General features: G+C 66.2%; 15 protein-coding genes. 6 read left to right on the top strand and 9 right to left on the bottom strand.

All coding sequences use genetic code 11. From position 1 onward, the window contains the following. Positions 1–205: 205 nt before the first annotated feature. Entirely contained in the window at positions 206–1,117 is a 912-nt protein-coding gene (locus tag AVP42_RS03080; RefSeq protein WP_067946009.1) for an Lrp/AsnC family transcriptional regulator, read from the top strand. 24 nt (positions 1,118–1,141) lie between these two features. On the opposite strand, the gene AVP42_RS03075 is transcribed toward AVP42_RS03080, so the two are convergent. After that, positions 1,142–2,008: an AraC family transcriptional regulator gene (locus tag AVP42_RS03075; RefSeq protein ID WP_067946007.1), complete on the bottom strand. Its 867-nt coding sequence runs from the start codon at positions 2,006–2,008 to the stop codon at positions 1,142–1,144. A gap of 123 nt (positions 2,009–2,131) precedes the next feature. Then, a complete protein-coding gene (locus AVP42_RS03070) occupies positions 2,132–2,617 on the bottom strand; it encodes a nucleoside deaminase (RefSeq protein WP_067946005.1) in 486 nt (161 codons plus the stop codon). A 57-nt stretch (positions 2,618–2,674) separates the two neighbouring features. Here AVP42_RS03070 and AVP42_RS03065 point away from each other — a divergent pair, with 57 nt between their 5' ends. Beyond that, on the top strand, positions 2,675–3,070 hold the full coding sequence (locus AVP42_RS03065) for a VOC family protein (RefSeq protein WP_067946004.1): 396 nt from the start codon (positions 2,675–2,677) through the stop codon (positions 3,068–3,070). An 18-nt stretch (positions 3,071–3,088) separates the two neighbouring features. On the opposite strand, the gene AVP42_RS03060 is transcribed toward AVP42_RS03065, so the two are convergent. Continuing rightward, the gene (locus AVP42_RS03060) at positions 3,089–3,532 is read right to left on the bottom strand and encodes a DUF488 family protein (RefSeq protein WP_197466941.1); all 444 of its coding nucleotides are present in this window, start codon (positions 3,530–3,532) and stop codon (positions 3,089–3,091) included. Positions 3,533–3,604: 72 nt separating this feature from the next. Beyond that, the gene (locus AVP42_RS03055) at positions 3,605–4,510 is read right to left on the bottom strand and encodes a CPBP family intramembrane glutamic endopeptidase (RefSeq protein WP_067946002.1); all 906 of its coding nucleotides are present in this window, start codon (positions 4,508–4,510) and stop codon (positions 3,605–3,607) included. 147 nt (positions 4,511–4,657) lie between these two features. Between AVP42_RS03055 and AVP42_RS03050 the strand changes: the two genes are divergently transcribed. After that, complete coding sequence (locus AVP42_RS03050) at positions 4,658–5,107, top strand: VOC family protein (RefSeq protein ID WP_067946000.1); 450 nt, start codon at positions 4,658–4,660, stop codon at positions 5,105–5,107. Between the two features lie 350 nt (positions 5,108–5,457). Then, positions 5,458–5,745, top strand: a complete 288-nt coding sequence (locus AVP42_RS03045) for a hypothetical protein (RefSeq protein WP_067945998.1) — start codon at positions 5,458–5,460, stop codon at positions 5,743–5,745. A gap of 161 nt (positions 5,746–5,906) precedes the next feature. Here AVP42_RS03045 and AVP42_RS03040 read toward each other — a convergent pair whose 3' ends face one another. From AVP42_RS03040 to nrdH, 5 genes are all read right to left on the bottom strand, one after another. Beyond that, positions 5,907–8,375 carry a toll/interleukin-1 receptor domain-containing protein gene (locus AVP42_RS03040; protein ID WP_197466940.1) on the bottom strand — a complete coding sequence of 823 codons (2,469 nt, stop codon included), beginning with the start codon at positions 8,373–8,375 and terminating at the stop codon, positions 5,907–5,909. Positions 8,376–9,298: 923 nt separating this feature from the next. Beyond that, a complete protein-coding gene (gene nrdF / locus AVP42_RS03035) occupies positions 9,299–10,318 on the bottom strand; it encodes a class 1b ribonucleoside-diphosphate reductase subunit beta (RefSeq protein ID WP_067945995.1) in 1,020 nt (339 codons plus the stop codon). A 145-nt stretch (positions 10,319–10,463) separates the two neighbouring features. Beyond that, positions 10,464–12,569 carry a class 1b ribonucleoside-diphosphate reductase subunit alpha gene (nrdE, locus tag AVP42_RS03030; protein WP_067946463.1) on the bottom strand — a complete coding sequence of 702 codons (2,106 nt, stop codon included), beginning with the start codon at positions 12,567–12,569 and terminating at the stop codon, positions 10,464–10,466. Between the two features lie 35 nt (positions 12,570–12,604). After that, complete coding sequence (nrdI, locus tag AVP42_RS03025) at positions 12,605–13,030, bottom strand: class Ib ribonucleoside-diphosphate reductase assembly flavoprotein NrdI (protein ID WP_067945993.1); 426 nt, start codon at positions 13,028–13,030, stop codon at positions 12,605–12,607. A 99-nt stretch (positions 13,031–13,129) separates the two neighbouring features. Further along, positions 13,130–13,363, bottom strand: coding sequence for a glutaredoxin-like protein NrdH (gene nrdH, locus AVP42_RS03020; RefSeq protein WP_067945991.1), 234 nt, complete (start codon positions 13,361–13,363; stop codon positions 13,130–13,132). 471 nt (positions 13,364–13,834) lie between these two features. On the opposite strand from nrdH, the gene AVP42_RS03015 reads away from it, so the two are divergent. Together AVP42_RS03015 and AVP42_RS03010 are read left to right on the top strand one after the other, a co-directional pair. Continuing rightward, on the top strand, positions 13,835–14,707 hold the full coding sequence (locus tag AVP42_RS03015) for a hypothetical protein (protein WP_067945989.1): 873 nt from the start codon (positions 13,835–13,837) through the stop codon (positions 14,705–14,707). A 117-nt stretch (positions 14,708–14,824) separates the two neighbouring features. Further along, the gene (locus AVP42_RS03010; protein ID WP_067945987.1) at positions 14,825–15,646 is read left to right on the top strand and encodes an alpha/beta fold hydrolase; all 822 of its coding nucleotides are present in this window, start codon (positions 14,825–14,827) and stop codon (positions 15,644–15,646) included. Positions 15,647–15,770 lie beyond the last annotated feature (124 nt).

The raw sequence follows: 15,770 nt of genomic DNA, 5'->3' as shown, positions 1-15,770 counted from the left end.
CGAAGAGCCGGCGACGCGTGAAGGTTATGGCTCAGGCCGAAGGGGCGGCAACCACGAAACTCCAGCGGAGAGCAGCATCCGCTGCATTTCTGCACGGTTGATGATGCATTTCGGCATTTGGTGCTGACTTTCAGCCCGCGTACGCTGGTGATATGTCAGGGGACTTGCGCGTTCGAAGGAATCTCGGCGAATCGGGCGGACGGCGGTGAACTTCGACGCCGACCTCATTCGCGCGCTGCAGGACGACGGCCGCGCGAGCATCCACGACCTGGCGCTGCGGCTCGGCTATTCGCGGGCCGCCGTCTCGTCACGCCTTCGGGCGATGGTGCGGGATGGCACGGTTCGCGTCATGGCGGCGGTCGACCCCGCGTTCCTCGGCCAGAACGTCCTCGCGCACGTGTCCATCCGAACGGATGGCGCGACCGAGCCGGTCGCCGAGCACCTCCGCGGCGTCACCGAGACCGTGCTCGTCTCCGCGGTGGGCGGCGTCCACGACCTCGTCACCGAGATCCGGCTCGGCACCATGCCGGCCCTCCACGCGCTGCTCGCCGAGATCCGCGCGCTGCCCGGCGTCGTCGACATCAACACCCTGATCTACTCGAAGGTGATCAAGGGGTTCTTCGTCTCCGAGTACCGCGGCGGCGTCAGGATCGACGGGATCGACGCGGAGCTCATCGAGCACCTGCAGCGTGACGGCCGCACGAGCTTCCGGGCGCTGGGCGAGGCGGTGCGGCTCTCGCCGTCCGCGGTCGCGACGCGCGTCGAGCGGCTCATCTCGGGCGGCGTGATCAAGATCAGCGCGGTCGAGGCGCGCGGGCTGGTGCAGCGGCAGCTCTCCCTCGGCGTGGGGCTGAACCTGTCCGGCAATGACGATGCGGTCATCGAGGCGATCCGCGGATGGCGCGGCATCGACTTCGCAGCCCGCACCCTGGGGCGTTTCGATCTCGTGATGACCCTCGTCGAGCCCTCCCCCGGTGCGCTGTACGAGGCGCTCGAGCGGATCCGCGCCCTGCCGGGCGTGAGCCACACCGAGGCGTGGTTCCACCTCGCGGTGCTGAAGGAGGACTACACCCGGACGCTGCGCGCGGCCGAGGTGATCACCGCTGGCCAGGCGTGAGCGGAGCGGCCTAGGCTGCGGTCGTCACCCCCGCTCGACGGGCAGCCACAACTCGGTCGTCGCCGTGCTGAGGTCCTCCGCGCGCTCGAGCACGGCCACGATCGACGGCCCCGGCCGCAGCCGCCACGGGTTCGAGGGGAACCAGTCCGCGGCGGTCGCCGCCCACGTCGCCTGCAGCTCGTCCGGGTACGCCCCCGACGACCGGAACACCGCCCACGCGCCATCCGGCACCTCGATCACGTCGAGATCCTCCGGCACCGCGGCATCCGACGCGACCGCGACCCCGTGCAGGTAGGTCAGCTCACTGCCCTCGGCGTAGTCGGGGTCGACGTCGGCGCTCACCTGCAGCAGTCCTGCCGGTTCGGTGTCGCCCAACGCCTTCAGTCGCTGGTGCTCCTCGGGCGGCATGGAGGCGAGGTGCGACTGGATGTGCGGGTTCGGCCCTTGGTGGATGAGCGGCACACGCCAGGCGTGGCCGACGAGCAGGAAGGCGGGTCGATCGGTGATGCGAGTGTCCATCGCGGTGTTCCCTTCAACGGTCAGGCGGAACCTGAGCTGCGGTTGCATGCGAAGGGGGCCGCCGTCTCGCCGGACGTCGCTCGGCCCGACACCGTGCACCGCTCGGAACGCACGAGTGAACGCCTCGGTCGAGCCGTACCCGAACCGCACCGCGGTACTCAGCAGGTCGCGACCCGCGAGCACGTCGGCGGCGGCGACGGTCATGCGCCGGCGCCGGATGTACTCCGACAGCGGCATACCCGCCAGCGACGAGAACATCCGCCGCAGGTGGTACTCCGTCGTGCCGAGGTCGCTCGCCAGTCCGGCGAGGTCGATCTCGTCGGCGAGGTGCTGCTCGACGAACTCCACGAGCCGGTTCAGTGCTGCGATCACGGAACCCCCTTCCGACATCCAGCCTGCTGATCGGTTCCGATGCTCACCCGACTATCGCGGTCCGATCGAGTCGAATCCGGTCCGGCGGCGCGGGAGACGCCGGTCATCATTCTGCAGCCGCGGCTATCGGGCCCCGGCGGCGCGCTCGATGAGCCGCCGCACGTCGGGAACCAGCTCGTCTACCGGCCCTTCCCACGGCAGCCCCGGCGCCACGCTCGTGATCGGCAACACGGCGACAGCGGATGCCACGGCGCCGGCGTCTGCGCGCCATCCGCTGATCTGCTCCGCCGACGCGACGTACACGATGCGCCCGAGCCCGACCCACGCGTGCGCCGCCGAGCACATCGGGCAGTGCTCCCCCGACGTGTACACCGTCGCCGCCGCCCGCTCGTCGGCGGTCAGGTTCGCCGCCGCCCACCGGGCGATCTCGAACTCCGGATGCCGCGTGGCATCCCCCGTCGTCACCTCGCGGTTGCGGTCCTCGAACCGCACCGTGCCGGACGCGTCGACGAGCACCGACCCGAACGGACCGTCGCCGGCATCGAGCGCGTCACGCGCGAGCTCGACCGCCCGGCGCAGGTGGACGAGGTCGGCTTCGGAGATCGTCATGCGTCCAAGCTAGGCGCCTGCCCGCGCCGACGGCACCCCCGTCCATAGGATGTCCCGGTGCGCCTCTTCGACCACATCGGCATCACCGTTGACGACCTCCCCCGTTCCACCGCCCAGTTCGACCCGGTGATGCAGGCGCTCGGCTGCACCCGGCAGGACGCCGACAACAGCGTCGCCTGGTCCCTCGGCGAGGACGAGCTGATCCTCTTCCCCGCTCGCGAGCCGGGCACCGGCCCGCACCGCCACGGGCAGGTCGGATGGCAGCACCTCGCCTTTCCCGTCGACTCCCGCGCCGAGGTCGACCGCCTCCACCAGATCGCGACGGATGCCGGGTGGTCGGCCGTGAGCGGACCGAAGCTGTTCCCGCGGTTCAACGACCGCTACTACGCGTCCTTCGTCGAGGACGACAACGGCATCCGCGTGGAGTTCATGCACAACCCGCCGCGGCAGTAGCCGCTCGCCGCGGGATGATCAGAGGTGCACGACCTCGAGGTCGCCCCAGGCGGCCGCAAGGTACTCGGCAGCCAGTCTGCGGTGGCAGTGTTCCGCGGTCGGTTCGGAGCAGAGCAGGACGGCGTTCTCGAAATCCTCGGGGCGGAGCGATGCTTCGACGTGACGCCCGCGGATGAGGTCGAGGTACGCGGCGGCGTACGTCTCCCAGGGCATGCTGCGCTTCTTGTACGCGGCCAACAGCTCGTCGCTCGGCGCCAAGCGGAGTTCGTGGCGGTAGGACATGCCGCACAATTCCCTCGCGAAGAACTGCAGGTCGTCGCGCTTCGTGAAGCCGGCGAGTTGCGAGACGTTGTTCAGGCGGGTGTCGACGAGCGTCGTCGCGCCACTGCCACGGAGCAGGCCGAAGAACTGCGCGGCGGATTTCTTCGTGAACCCGATCGTGAAGATCTTCGGCACGGTCACCGACCTCCCTCGCCGCGGGGTCCTTCGTGTTGGACCCGCCGACCTCCTCAACCTACGCCGCGAAGGCCCCAGTCAGCTCGGCGCGCCGGCACGCGACGGCGGCTCACCATTCCGGACCGCCTCCGGACTGGCCGGTGAACCGGCAGACGTCGTGCGCGTCGCGCGGTGACGGTGGACGGCGACGAGCGCGAACGCCGCCAGCACCCACGCCGCCCAGCCGACCGCGCGGTATCCCCAGAAGTCGGCATCGGCGAGGGCTCGGTCAGGCGTGACGAAGCTGGTCGACGCGAAGACCAGCGCCGAGTTCAGGAGTGCGTGCCCCCACGCCGCGGGCCACACGCTGCCGGAGATCTCGCGTGCGGCGCCGAGCACCAGTGAGGCCGCCACCAGGTCGATCGTCGTCGCGGCCACGTTCCGCCAAGGGAGGTCTCCCTGCATCCCGTATGCGGCGAGGAGTGGCAGGTGCCACGCCGACCAGATTATCCCGACGGCGAGCGCGGTGACCCAGAATCCGCGGCGGTCGCGGAGCTCCGTCCAGAGGTATCCGCGCCACCCCACCTCCTCTCCCGTCGCCGAAAGCAGCGCGAGCAGCGCCACCGGGAGTACCCACAGCGCGGTCGCGGCGAGTTCCGGTGCCGGCGTCCAGCTCACGAGACCAGTGCTGACCCCGAGCAGGACCTGCACCGCCGCGACGGAGACGACGGCGAGGGTGACGAGGCCCAGCACCATCCAGGTGGTCGCGCCGCCGAACGGAGACAGACGCCACGCTGTCCGCAGTCGGTCGCGGCGGCCGGCCCACCGTAGGGCTGGCAGCACGGCAAGCGCCGGGATCCACTGGGCGAACGGCGTCAGCACCACCAGGTAGTCCGCGTCCGCACCCAGCAGCGCAGGAGCACAGATGATCGCGACGGCGAGGAAGGCCAACGCGATGAAGATCGCGATCGAACGAGTGCTGCCGGGCCGCTGCCGAGTCTGCATGGAGGTGTTCCATTCGTCGAGAAGGGATGCGCGTACGTCGGGTCCGGCTGGAGCCTAAAGCGCACGCGCCATCCGGCTCACGGCGGCCAACCCCCCAATACGCGCGGGCTACCCACCCATGAAGGGGCGGCGCCGACGGCCAGACCCGTGCCCGCGCCAGCCGCACCCCCGTGCAGCGGATGTCTCGGTGACCTCTTCGAACACATCGGCATCACCGTCGACGACCTGCCCCGCTCGATCGCCCAGTTCGACCCGGTGATGCAGGCGCTCGGCTGCACCCGGCAGGACGCCGACAACAGCGTGGCGTGGTCCCTCGGCGAGGACGAGCTGATCCTCTTCCCCGCCCGCGAGCCGGGCACCGGCCCGCACCGGCATGGCAAGGTCGGATGGCAGCACCTCGCGTTCCCCGTCGACTCGCGCGCCGAGGTCGACCGCCTGCACCAGATCGCGACGGATACCGGGTGGACGGCCGTGCGCGGGCCGAAGCTGTTCCCGCGCTTCAACGACCGCTACAACCCCGCCTTCGTCGAGGACGACACCGTCATCCGCCTCGAGTTCATGCGCAACCCACCCCGAGAGTCCGCCCTAATCGACTGATGAGGTCTCGTGTCACTCGCTGAACACCAGGCGGGCAGCTCATGCACCAAGGGGGCGTCCCGCGCCAGCGCGTGAGAGAGTGATCGCCCACCGCCTGCCTGGTAGCTGTTTCGGCGAGCTCCGCTGTGGGCGCGCCCAGTTCGCCGCTGCCTCGCTTCGAGACGAAGTGGATCAGGGAGGCCATCAACGTGTCTCCGGCCCCGCTCGTGCCCACCGGCACCTGTGCGAGCGTTACGAAGGTCCACCCCCAAACCATCTCTCGGCCGCACAAGCGCGGCCGGAGCGAACCGAGGTGTTAGCCAGATCCGTCCGGATGTCGGAGCGATCCGCTACTCCTCGTAGCCGCCAATATGATTCAGGACGAGGAATACAACGGCCTGAGCTCTGGTCGAGGCAAGGACGCGGTGGTGCAACTCGTCCGTGCATTCGCTGTCGAGGGCTATCCGGTCGACGTAGATGTCTGGCTGCACGCGTACTTCGCCGCCGGCGGCAGCTTTCGTCATGCGGAGTCGATCGAGAAGCTCGTCACGGAGATGCAGGCGGGCACCCGCCACCGGGTGAAGCCGCGTTACCGCGACAACATTGTCGAGATCCTCCGTGGACGGATCGCTAGTACCGCCGATACGCCCGGAAGCTGAAGCCTGACTACATCCGGCACTACTCGGCTGCCGCCATCGGTTCACCGGAGACGGCATCCTCGGCTTCCATGCGGTCATTCGCACCGTAGCCCGCTGACGATCCCTATACGGCTGTTCGCTAAAGGGGGCAGAGGAGCCGCCAGGACGCGGCGATGAACCGGTCAATCGAAATACTTCGGGAACCGCTGCGATATCTCTAGAACTGCCGCCAGATGTCCTTGCATCTCCAGTTCCTTCGCCAAGAGCTTCACCTGAGCGGATGCTTGCCCGACGGATAGCTCTTTCGCCTCCGCTCGAGCAATGGCAACGCGTATCGCCAACGTGAGATTGTGAGCATCTCGGCGATCCTTCAGCGCCGAATCTGACGCAGATTGTGCGCTCGCGAGGTCGCCTTCCACCAGAGCCAGCTTCGCCTTAACATTGTGCAATACGGCAGACGGTGCTGCGTGAGAACCATTGATACGTGCCAGAGTCTCCTTCGCCTCTGTGATCAATCCTTCATCTATCTGTACGCTGGCAAGGGAAAGCGGCGCCTCTACGAACTGTGGATCGAGTTCGATAGTTCTTGCGAACTCGCGCATCGCGCTAGGCCTGTCATCGAGTTGCAGCGCGATACGGCCAAGTCTGTATCGATACCTGGGGTTCTTTGGTTCGCGGGCGACTGCTTGCGCCATCACCTTTCTCGCATCGACGAGCATGTTCTGCGCCTCGAGCGCCTGCGAGTATGTCGAGAGCGCGTATGGAGTATCCCCTCCCATGTCGATCGCCGTCTTCGCCGCCGCCGCAGCCGCCGGCCAGTCCTCCATTCGCACGCGGGCTTGAGCGATGTCCGCGTACAATTGAGCCTTGTTACTCCTGAATGGGATCGCTCGCTCGTACCACATGATCGCCTCGGACCACTTACGGTCAATCTGCTCGACTCGTCCACGGTCTCGCAGGACACCGGCGTCACGGGCATGTTCGCGGACCAGATCATCACCGAGCGCGCGTGCCTCCGGCATCCGCTTGAGATACGCCAGAGTCTTCATCCGAACGCGATTAGCAGGGAGGTCGACATCGGTATCGCCGGTTAGCGCGGCCTCAAGGTGCTCGAGCGCAGCCTCATATCGCCGCTCGTGGAACAACTCGACGCCTGTTTGATAGAGAGTGCCGATTAGCCCTTGTCGGAGTTCTCGAGCTTCGTTGAGTCGTCCCGAGAGTCCGAGAACCTTCACAGTCGAAAGCAGGGACATCGTATACGTCTCATCGTCGGGATCGATGCCCTGTAGACGCGCCAGAAGCAAGTCCGCTAGCACGGTCGTCTGCGATTCATAGTCAGGTTGCTTCCGGAAGGATCGCAGGTAGTAGTCGCGCAGCAGTGGATGAAGCGTTAGTGCGCCGGAGTCTCCAAGACGTACCAGCGCATAGCTGGTCGCCTCATCAACGGCAGACGAAAAGCCTTCCGCGCTCAGCGCCAGGCTATTAGCCAGGTCCTCACCGTTCAATGGGCCGTCAACCAGCGAGAGTACCTCAAGCATCCGCCACGTAGAGCCGGCAATACGTCCAGGGTCGATTAGGTCGGTGGCGATGTCGTGGCGCCTATCGTTGAGAGCTGCTGCGTTCAGCGGAAGCTGCGGAGCGACAACCTCAAGCGCGAGAGGATGCCCGTCTAGCTCCAACGTGACCGACATCAGCTGCTCGTCCGAACCCTCAGCGCCCTGCGAACGGAGGAGCGGTAACGCATGCTTCGGTTGGAGACCATGAAGGTATATGACCTGCACCGCTTCCGACTGCGATTCAGCAACCCTTGGTCGCCGACGTGAGGTAAAGATGACCAGTCGATCGGTATTCCGGTCCGGCTCGCTCGCTGCGGTGATTACTTGTTCCGCCAGGCGGCCGAGAGTCCCGTCTTCCGCGAGCCAATGCTCAGCATCCTCGAAAACAAGCACTCCGCCAGCACCAACAAATTCTTGAACCATCATGCGGGTATGGGCGGTGAGCTCAGCCAAAGTCGACGACTCGTCTGAGGGAGACTTCTGAAGGGCGGATGCCACAAGCAGGTCAAGCTCGGGCTCCGCAACGCCGTCGGTCACTCGAATCTTCGCCACGGTGCCTTGTCCCGTAGTGATCCGCTGTAGCGCCTCGCGTGCTAGCGAGCGCTTACCACTTCCCGGCACTCCGCAAATCCACAACGCCGCGGTGGAAGAGTCGTACAGGTGTTCCTCGATAGCGCCGATCTCGTCATTGCGGTTGAAGAACCGCCTGCGCGGGGCAGGCGCTGGGTCGTTCCGTCTAAGTGCTTGCGCGATGAGATCAGGAGTCTTGGCATCGCGAGCCTGAAGAAATGGCCGAAGGCGTAACGGGACCGGAGTGTCGTCGAGGCAGATTATGCGCAGAGCGATTGCGCTGTCTTCGAGCCATCGCGTGAAGGCGAGTGTCGTCTCGTACTGCACCCATTTGGATCGTGCTGACGCTGCCGACCAAAGAAGGACGAAATCAGTCGCAGCTTCGATGCCGTCGCTGATCTCATGCCACAGGACGTCACCAAGGTCGATCTCGAACAGATCTACCCAGGCATCACCCTCCAGAAGGGCTTTGAGCTCGATCGCCAAGGGCTTGTCGGGCCCGGCGTGAGAGATGAAGAACCTCATTGACATGCGCGACTTCCCCCTGACGATCGTCGCTACGACCTTACTGTGTGGCCGATCTCCGAGGAGAACAGCACGTACAACGGTCGGCGTGGTCGGCGAAGATGCATCCAGGCGACGATGGTGTTCGAGCGCAGGTAGTTACCCGTGTGCCACGCCGAACCGCCGTGACCAGCACCTCCACCACCGCTCAGACTCGATGAGCCACCCACAGCATTAACACCGGACCCCGAGAGAGCGCCAGACAGGCGCCCGGCCGCTATCCGCGCATCGTCTCGCCTCGTGCGTTCATCGATTGCCCACCGTTCTCTCCGAACTGCGCCTTTGACCCATTCTTGAGCGGTTTGATGGGCGGGACTTTCTGAGGCTTAGGCTTCTTCTCCGTCGGTTTCTTTTTTTCGCTCATACTGATCCAATCCGTACTTCTACATGAAAGATCGCGAGGGCACTCAACGCCATCGCGATAACAACCGCGAGGAAACCAAGACGCAGTAGCCATCCGCGCCTTTCGAGTTCGCGCACTCCGGCTTCGACATGCAGGAGTTTGAGATCCGCCAACTTCCTAACCTGCTTCGACGTTCGCCGCTTCGCAAGCAGCGCTGCTCGTGCGGCTCGGAGGTCGACCTGGTCTCTCCGACGCGGCCAGATGCAGACAATTCCAACGACGGCTGCAGCCAGCGCGAGCATCGTCGCCGCCTTAGTCCAACCATCTTCGGGTGCCACCGCAGACAGCGCGGTCGAAATCGAGGCGGCCGCGATGAGCAGTCCGGCCCGAGTATTCATCGATTCAAGGCGTGAGGAAACTGACTCCATTTGGAGGTTGGCCTCCGCATGATACTGCTCGATGGCGATCGGGAGGGTCCCCCCGGGCACATCCACCAAGCCGCGCGCACGCGACTCTTTTTCCCAGTTCGATCCGTGCTCGCTCAGAAGTCCCAGTCCTCGTCCTCCGTGACGACGGCCTTGCCGATCACGTACGACGAACCCGACCCCGAGAAGAAGTCGTGGTTCTCGTCGGCGTTCGGCGAGAGGGCCGCGAGGATCGCGGGGTTCACGTCGGTGACCGACTTCGGGAACATCGGCTCGTAGCCGAGGTTCATGAGCGCCTTGTTGGCGTTGTAGTGGAGAAACTTCTTGACGTCCTCGGTGAGGCCGAGGCTGTCATAGAGGCTCTGCGTGTACTGCGTCTCGTTGTCGTAGAGCTCGTAGAGCAGCGAGAACGTGTAGTCCTTGATCTCGTCGCGCGTGGCCTGGTCGACGAGTTCGAGTCCGCGCTGGAACTTGTAGCCGATGTAGTAGCCGTGCACCGCTTCGTCCCGGATGATGAGGCGGATCAGGTCGGCCGTGTTGGTGAGCTTCGCGCGCGACGACCAGTGCATCGGCAGGTAGAAGCCCGAGTAGAAGAGGAAGCTCTCGAGCAGCGTCGACGCCACCTTGCGCTTCAGGGGCTCGTCGCCACGGTAGTACTCCATGACGATCGCAGCCTTCTTCTGCAGGTGCTCGTTCTCGACCGACCACCGGAACGCGTCGTCGATGTCCTTCGTCGAGCACAGCGTCGAGAAGATCGACGAGTAACTCTTCGCGTGCACCGACTCCATGAACGCGATGTTCGTGTACACCGCCTCCTCGTGCGGGGTCAGCGCATCGGGGATGAGCGAGACCGCGCCGACCGTGCCCTGGATCGTGTCGAGCAGCGTCAGACCCGTGAACACGCGCATCGTCGTCTGCTGCTCGTCGGGCGTCAGCGTGTTCCACGACTGGATGTCGTTCGACAGCGGCACCTTCTCGGGCAGCCAGAAGTTGCCGACCAGACGGTTCCAGACCTCGAGGTCCTTGTCGTCCTGGATGCGGTTCCAGTTGATCGCGTTGACGTGGTCGACGAGCTTGACCTTGCCACCGTGGGCGGGGTCGTTCGTGGCCGCGTTGACCGGGTCGGTGAGGGTCATGTCAGTTCCTTCTTGAACGGATGTCGCGATGTGAATGTCTTGGGTGGGGGTCTCGGTACGGTGGCTTCGCCTCCTACTCGACCACCGGGTCTCGATACGCGCCGGCTTCGCCGGTGCTACTCGACCACCGAAACGTGAGAAATGCTCATAGCATGCACGAAACGCATTCCGACATGTCCGTGCCCTCCAGCGCGAGCTGGCGCAGCCGGATGTAGTAGATCGTCTTGATGCCCTTCTTCCACGCGTAGATCTGGGCCTTGTTGATGTCGCGGGTCGTCGCGGTGTCCTTGAAGAACAGCGTGAGCGACAGGCCCTGGTCGACGTGCTGCGTCGCCGCGGCGTACGTGTCGATGACCTTCTCGTAGCCGATCTCGTACGCGTCCTCGTAGTACTCGAGGTTGTCGTTCGTCATGAACGGCGCCGGGTAGTAGACGCGGCCGAGCTTGCCTTCCTTGCGGATCTCGATCTTCGCCGCGATCGGGTGGATCGACGACGTCGAGTTGTTGATGTACGAGATCGAGCCGGTCGGCGGCACCGCCTGCAGGTTCTGGTTGTAGATGCCGTGCTCCTGGATGGAGGTCTTCAGCTCCTGCCAGTCGTGCTGGGTGGGGATGTGCACGCCGGCGTCGGCGAACAGCTGCGCCACCTTCGGGGTCGACGGCACCCACGCGGCATCCGTGTACTTGTCGAAGAACTCGCCCGACGCGTACTTCGAGTCGCGGAAGCCCTCGAAGGTCTCGCCGCGCTCGATCGCGATCCGGTTCGACGCCCGCAGCGCGTGGAACAGCACCGTGTAGAAGTAGATGTTCGTGAAGTCGATGCCCTCCTCCGAACCGTAGAAGATGCGCTCGCGGGCGAGGTAGCCGTGCAGGTTCATCTGGCCGAGGCCGATGGCGTGCGACTTGTCGTTGCCGTCCTCCACCGAACGCACCGACGAGATGTGCGACATGTTCGACACCGCGGTGAGGCCACGGATGGCGGTCTCCACCGTCTTGCCGAAGTCCGGCGAGTCCATCGCCAGGGCGATGTTCATCGAACCCAGGTTGCAGGAGATGTCCTTGCCGATCTGCGCGTACGACAGGTCTTCGTTGTACGTCGTCGGGGTGTTGACCTGCAGGATCTCCGAGCACAGGTTCGACATGTTGATCCGGCCCTTGATCGGGTTGGCCTTGTTCACCGTGTCCTCGAACACGATGTACGGGTAGCCCGACTCGAACTGGATCTCGGCGATCGTCTGGAAGAACTCGCGCGCGTTGATCTTCGTCTTCTTGATGCGCGGGTCGTCGACCATCGCGCGGTAGTTCTCGCTCAGCGGCACGTCGGCGAACGGCTTGCCGTACACGCGCTCGACGTCGTACGGCGAGAACAGGTACATGTCCTCGTTGTTCTTCGCGAGCTCGAACGTGATGTCGGGGATCACGACGCCGAGCGACAGCGTCTTGATGCGGATCTTCTCGTCGGCGTTCTCGCGCTTGGTGTCGAGGAACCGCATGATGTCGGGGTGGTGCGCCGACAGGTACACCGCGCCGGCGCCCTGGCGCGCGCCGAGCTGGTTGGCGTAGCTGAAGGAGTCCTCCAGCAGCTTCATGACGGGGATGATGCCGCTCGACTGGTTCTCGATCTGCTTGATCGGGGCGCCCGCCTCGCGGATGTTCGACAGCAGCAGCGCCACGCCGCCGCCGCGCTTCGACAGCTGCAGCGACGAGTTGATGCCGCGCGCGATCGACTCCATGTTGTCTTCGATGCGGAGCAGGAAGCAGGAGACGAGCTCGCCGCGCTGCGCCTTGCCCGTGTTGAGGAACGTCGGCGTCGCCGGCTGGAACCGGCCCGAGATGATCTCCTCGACCAGCTCGATCGCGAGCTGCTCGTCACCCTGCGCGAGGCCGAGCGCGGTCATCACGACCCGGTCCTCGAAGCGCTCGAGGTACCGCTTGCCGTCGAACGTCTTCAGCGTGTAGCTCGTGTAGTACTTGAACGCGCCGAGGAAGGTCTCGAAGCGGAACTTCTTCGAGTACGCCAGGTCGTTGAGCTTCTGGATGAACTCGAACGAGTACATCTCGAGCACCTCGGGCTCGTAGTACTCCTTCTCGACGAGGTAGTCGAGGCGCTCCTTGAGGGAGTGGAAGAAGACCGTGTTCTGGTTGACGTGCTGGAGGAAGTACTCCCGCGCCGCCTCCCGGTCCTTCTCGAACTGGATCTTCCCGTCGGGGCCGTACAGGTTCAGCATCGCGTTCAGGGCGTGGTAGTCCATCCCCGCGTTGCTGGTCCGCGGTGCGTCGATGACGCTCACGCCACTGTCGTTGCCGGATGCTGCTGCGTTGACCAAAATGCGTCCAATCCCTCGTCGACGGCGCGAACGTCGTCGGGTGTTCCGAATACTTCGAAGCGATACAGGTGGGGCACGTGGCACTTCGCGGCGATGATGTCGCCGGCGAGGCCGTAGGCCGCACCGAAGTTGGTGTTTCCGGCGGCGATGACGCCGCGGATGAGCGCGCGATTGCGCGGGTCGTTCAGGAACCTGATGACCTGCTTCGGCACGGCGCCCTTGCCGTCGCCTCCGCCGTAGGTCGGCACGACGAGCACGAACGGCTCGTCGGCGACGAGCGGCGCATCGCTCGCGTGGAGCGGGATGCGCGCCGCAGGTCGCCCGAGCTTCTCGATGAATCGGGCGGTGTTGCCCGAGACGCTCGAGAAGTAGATCAGGTTCGTCATGTCACACACCCCCTGTGCAGACCGGTGGTCGAGTCCGTTGGTCGAGTAGCACGCGAAGCGCGCGTATCGAGACCAGGCGTACCGAGACCCAGGGGAGCGTTACGCGAGCCGGCTCGCCAGCTCGTCGATCTTGTCGGGGCGGAAGCCCGACCAGTGGTCCTCGTCGGTGATGACGACCGGGGCCTGCAGGTAGCCGAGCTCCTTGACCGCGGCGAGCGCGGTCTCGTCCTGCGAGAGGTCGAGCACCTCGTACTCGATGCCCTTGCTGTCGAGGGCGCGGTACGTGGCATTGCACTGGACGCAGGAAGGCTTGGTGTAGACCGTGACCGTCATCTCTGTGACCCCTCTTCTCTGGCTCCGACGAGCCGTTTCCCCCGGTGGTGCTTTGGTGTCTTCGATACTACATCTAGTGCCTGAGTAAATGCACGACCACAAGATGCAGTAGTTACATTCGTGTAGTTTTCCACCGCGTTCTCCCCAGCCTGTGCACAGCTCGCCGTGCCCCTGACCGGCGGATTTCCGCGGTTGCCCGACACGTTCTCCACAGCCCTGCTCGTTCGAGCGGATTCGACCTGTGGAGGGATGTCGGGCGTGTCGTCGGCGTGTCGTGCGGCCCCGACATCTGGGCCCCCTCGCCCCGACGACCCCAACATGTGGTGTTGTGTGAGCCATGCTTCCACCACCCACCGACATTCCGGCGACGGATGCCACGGCGCGTCGCGCCGCCGACCCGCGCGACCTCCCCCAGTTCACGGGTCGGCCCCGCCCTACCGTTCTCGCGACCGACAGGTGAGACTGGAGGGGATGCCCCTCACACCGCCTCGGACCCGCCGCGCCCGCCTGCTCACCGCCGGCGCGGCCGTCGTCGTGCTCGTCGGCGGACTCGGCATCGGGGCGCAGGCCGCCACGGCCGCGGCATCCACTCGCCTCGACGCCGCCGCGACCTCGGCCGCCGCGACCGTCGCCGACGCGCGCGACCGCTACGACGCCCTGCACGCCGAGCAGGAGGCTGCGACCGAACGCCTCGAGCTGAGCGCGATGCTGACCGACCAGTCGACGCGTGAGACCCTCGCGGCCGCGCTCGACGAGACGCAGTCGCGCGACGTCGCCGCGCGCGCCGAGATCGAGTCGGCCGAGTCGCTGCTCGACCAGGCGAACGGCGTCGACGACTCGCTCCTCACCTTCGGCGCGCCGCAGCGCGACGCGGCCGACGCGCTCGAGGCCATCGAGTTCGACGACCTCGCCCGGCTCGAAGAGGCCGTCGCCGCACTCGGCGAGCCCGTCGACGCCCTCGCGGCCGCCGTCGCCGCGTGGCACCAGGAGCAGGCGCGCATCGAACGCGAACGCTACGTCAACCACGTGTGGGCGGCGGGCTGGTACCCCGAGCTCGACGCGTGCAAGGGCTCCGTCGACCTCACCGCGCGCTACGACGACGTGCCGACCATCGCCGAGCACTGGTCGTGCGGCGGCAAGGACTTCCCCGACGAGCCCGGCACCGTCATCCGCTTGAAGGGCCTGCACGAGGGCCTCTACCGGGTCGAGGGCATCGTGAAGATGCTGAACCAGAACACCGCGACGAGCAACGACCTCCCGCGCGGCTACGACCTGCTCTACCAGACCTGCCAGAACGGCCAGTCGTCGACGATGTCGATCACCGCGCTGACCAAGGTCGGCTGAGGTGTCGCGCTCCTCGACCGTCGGGCAGTCCGTGCGACCCCTATCGCGCGGCGGCGACCGCGGCTAGCCTGACGACGAGCCCGATTCCCGCAGACCCGAGCCTGCGAAGGAGGCCCCATGTCCCACGGCCACACCGCCATCTCGCACGACGGCGCCGCGATCGCCTACGACCGAGAGGGCAGCGGGCCCCCGGTCGTCCTCGTCGGCGGCGCGTTCCAGTTCCGCGCGTTCGACCCGGCGACCAAGCGGATGGCGACGCTGCTCGCCGAACGCGAGTACACGGTCATCAACTACGACCGGCGCGGCCGCGGCGAGAGCGCGCACGACGCCGCCATGGACCTGCACCACAACCTCGCCGACCTCCGCGCCATCGTCTCCGAGCTGGACCGCACCCACGAACTCGGCGAGGGCGTCGCCCTCTTCGGCAACTCGTCCGGTGGGGCGATCGCGCTCGCGGCCGCGGCATCCGGTCTGCCCGTCACCGCGATGGTCGTGTTCGAGGTGCCGATGGGCGCCGAGCAGGGGCCAGACGGGGCCGAGTTCCTCGCCGGCATCCGTGAGCGCGTCGCGGGCGACGACCCCGACGCCGTCGTCGAGTACTTCATGAAGGACATGCCCACCGAGTGGCTCGAGCAGGCCAAGACCAGCCCGTCGTGGCCGCTCATGGTGCGCATCGGCCCCAGCCTCGAAGCGGATGCCGAGTCCCTCGCCTGGACGCAGTCCGCGCCGCACGCCGAGCTGTTCGGAGCGATCGAGGCGCCGACGCTCGTGCTCGTCGGCGAGGAGACCCTCGACGAGATGACCCCCGCCGCCGAGGCGCTCGCCACCGCCCTCCCGAACGCGGAGCGCCGGTCGATCCACGCCGTGCAGCACTCCTGGCAGCCCGAGGACATGGCCGGCACGATCGCGGACTTCCTCGACGCGCACGTGCCCCGCTGACGGCGGCCGGCGCCGCACGGATGCCGCGAGCGCGCGGTTCCGCGACCACCGCGCGCCGCCCTACCCGCGCACGCGTCGCGCAGCCGCGCACTCGGCGGAGCGCCAGCGCGGCGGAGGCGGGCGG

The organism is Agromyces sp. NDB4Y10, from assembly GCF_001620055.1.
GTDB classification, from domain to species: Bacteria; Actinomycetota; Actinomycetes; order Actinomycetales; family Microbacteriaceae; genus Agromyces; species Agromyces indicus.
Note: the sequence above shows the minus strand (reverse complement) of the source record. Positions and strands in the feature narration are given on the sequence as shown.

Coding starts and splice junctions, on each gene's coding strand:
- AVP42_RS03070 (WP_067946005.1), bottom strand. CDS start 2,617: ATGACGATCTCCGAAGCCGACCTCGTCCACCTGCGCCGGGCGGTCGAG.
- AVP42_RS03055 (WP_067946002.1), bottom strand. CDS start 4,510: ATGCAGACTCGGCAGCGGCCCGGCAGCACTCGTTCGATCGCGATCTTC.
- AVP42_RS03045 (WP_067945998.1), top strand. CDS start 5,458: ATGATTCAGGACGAGGAATACAACGGCCTGAGCTCTGGTCGAGGCAAG.
- AVP42_RS03040 (WP_197466940.1), bottom strand. CDS start 8,375: ATGAGGTTCTTCATCTCTCACGCCGGGCCCGACAAGCCCTTGGCGATC.
- nrdF (WP_067945995.1), bottom strand. CDS start 10,318: ATGACCCTCACCGACCCGGTCAACGCGGCCACGAACGACCCCGCCCAC.
- nrdE (WP_067946463.1), bottom strand. CDS start 12,569: ATGGACTACCACGCCCTGAACGCGATGCTGAACCTGTACGGCCCCGAC.
- nrdI (WP_067945993.1), bottom strand. CDS start 13,030: ATGACGAACCTGATCTACTTCTCGAGCGTCTCGGGCAACACCGCCCGA.
- nrdH (WP_067945991.1), bottom strand. CDS start 13,363: ATGACGGTCACGGTCTACACCAAGCCTTCCTGCGTCCAGTGCAATGCC.
- AVP42_RS03015 (WP_067945989.1), top strand. CDS start 13,835: ATGCCCCTCACACCGCCTCGGACCCGCCGCGCCCGCCTGCTCACCGCC.
- AVP42_RS03010 (WP_067945987.1), top strand. CDS start 14,825: ATGTCCCACGGCCACACCGCCATCTCGCACGACGGCGCCGCGATCGCC.